The sequence below is a fragment of the Hominilimicola sp. genome (genome assembly GCF_046972485.1).
GTDB classification, from domain to species: domain Bacteria; phylum Bacillota; class Clostridia; order UBA1381; family UBA1381; genus Hominilimicola; species Hominilimicola fabiformis.
This window is the reverse complement of sequence record NZ_JBKVWU010000198.1, coordinates 1-2,378: the sequence shown is the minus strand read 5'-3', so window position 1 is coordinate 2,378 and position 2,378 is coordinate 1. Positions and strand designations below refer to the sequence as shown.

The following is a 2,378-nucleotide window of genomic DNA, read 5'->3' as shown; positions in this document are numbered from 1 at the left end:
CGAGCGTGCATTTTTTGTAACTAAGGAGAAGCAAGGTAACATAGCGAAGTTTTTTCTGTCAAAGAAAAACGGAGCAAAGCGAACTTTGCTCCGACGTGGCGCGTCTGACAGGATTTGAACCCGCGACACCAAGAATCGGAATCTTGTGCTCTATCCAACTGAGCTACAGACGCATATATTAATATTAACATATGCGTCTTACTTTGTCAATCAATTTATGAGTTCAACCGTACTTCCCGCAGAGCCTTTTTTTACAACAATCTTTTTATCGATTCTGTCTTTCAATTCTGAAATATGCGATATAATACCTACCATTCTGTCACTTTCCGAAAGCGAATTAAGCACTTCTATCGCCTGTTCAAGTGATTCATTGTCAAGTACACCAAATCCTTCATCAACGAACATTGACTCCAATTTAACACCGCCTGCGTTACGTTGTATAACCTCCGAAAGTCCCAGTGCCATACATAATGACGCCTTAAACGACTCACCTCCCGACAATGATTTAACGCTCCTTTGCTTGCCGGTATAATTATCAAACACATCAATATCAAGACCGCTGTGAGATTTCAAATTACTGTCACCGTCATGCTTTACAAGTTCAAAACGACCGTTTGTCATATACGAAAAACGCTTATTGGCCTCATTTAGAATTGACCTAAAATATGCCGACTGAATATACTGCTCAAACGCAATTTTTTGACGTTTTGAAAGTTCACCGTTTGCCGTCTGTGAAATATTCAGATATGTAGAATATCGTTTTCCGCTTTCGTCAAGTTCCGTTTTCAACTTCTGCGTTTCGTCCATTATACGCTTATTTATACTGATATTAGCAGTCAAGCTGTTCTTTTGTTCCGTTACTTCCTCCAACGAATTTTCTGTTTCTTCTTTATCTGCCTTTAATTTTTCAATATCAGTCTTTTCTGCCTTACCTATGTTTTCCTTAAGCATCTTTATTCTCTCATTGCAAGCACTTAATTTATTGTCATACTCCTTGATTTCATCACGCATATCTGATATATTTTCAATATCACTTACCAATATTTCAAGAGTATTTTCATCATCAATGCCGTACTTTTGCATTGCTTTTTCAAGCTTTTCTTCCTGCTTTTTTATACGTTCGTTTTCCGTTTTAGCCAAAGGCTCGTTTTCGTTTATAACAGCTTTGGCATTGTCAATGACTTTGACACATTCATTATAGTTTTGTTCGGCAATTTCAAAACTTTTTTGCATTTCATCAATCCTGTTTTCTAAATCGTCAAGCACCTTTTCCGCCTCGGACTTGTTTTTACAGCTTATCATTTTTTCAAGTGCCGTTATTTTGTTTTCGTCACCGTTTATAACCGTTTTCAAATCATTGATTTTAGCCGTAATTTCTTCGATTTTCTCATCGGTTTGATTGCATTTTTCGGTGTATGCGTTTAAATTTAATTCACATTCAATTCTTTCTGTATTGCGTTTTTCGGCAATTTCAAGCTGTTCTTTTGCATTTGTAAGCTCATTTTTGATATTTTCCGCAATTTCTTCGACAGTATTTTCAGTTTCAATATCCATATCTTCAAGTGCGGTTTTAATTGAATTTTCAATTTTTTCACATTCATTCTTTTCTTTACTTGCTTTATCGGCAATTTTTCTGCACTCGTTATCTGCCATATCGGCACGTTGTTTCATTTCGTCAAGTTCATTTTCCGAAGGTGCGGTATCACTTTTTTGAGCAATGCAAGGGTGGTTTGTTGAACCGCATACGGGACACGGCTCATTTTCGTTCAAGCTCTCTGCCAATATTCCCGCCTGCTCTCGTAAAAATAAACTGTAACCGTCATTATAAGTTTCTAAAGTTTGCTTATATAACTTTTCAGCATCTGTATATTGCTCCGAAAGTTTCTTATGTTTCTTTTGATGCTTTTTCAAACTGTCACAGTCAAGCATAACCTTTTGTATTTTAAAATTATGCTTCTCTTTTTCTTCATACAGGCTCTTTACCTTTTGCAGTTCGACTTCGGTTGATTTCAATTCAGAAAGTTTATTTTTTTCGTCTTCTGCTTTTTTCTTATCATCATTGAATGTAGCCTTTAATTTTTCCGACTCGTCATTAGCCTTTTTCAATGACTTTTGATTTTTTGCGGTTTCCTTTTTCAAACTTTCATATTCTTCATAATATTCAAGTTCATTTTTCAATCCGACTGCCTTTTCCGAAAGCGTTTTCCTTTCATTTTCTCTTGCTTTTTCATCTTCAAGGATTTTCTTTAATTCATCGTGTTTTTCTGTATTTTTTTCAAGCACTTTTTTGTTTGTCGAAATACTTTTTTCAAGTTTTCCGACATTTTCGCGATACGATTTTAGCATTGTTAAAATAGGCATTACGTCCTTATTAACAC

1 protein-coding gene and 1 tRNA gene are annotated in these 2,378 nt (G+C 35.6%); both read right to left on the bottom strand.

Annotated elements, in window-relative coordinates:
• Nucleotides 1-96: 96 nt before the first annotated feature.
• Nucleotides 97-173, bottom strand: a tRNA-Arg gene (locus tag ACLTU0_RS11735).
• Nucleotides 174-210: 37 nt separating this feature from the next.
• Nucleotides 211-2,378 (bottom strand): SbcC/MukB-like Walker B domain-containing protein (locus tag ACLTU0_RS11730; protein ID WP_412322621.1); only part of this gene is annotated, 2,168 nt, incomplete at its 5' end.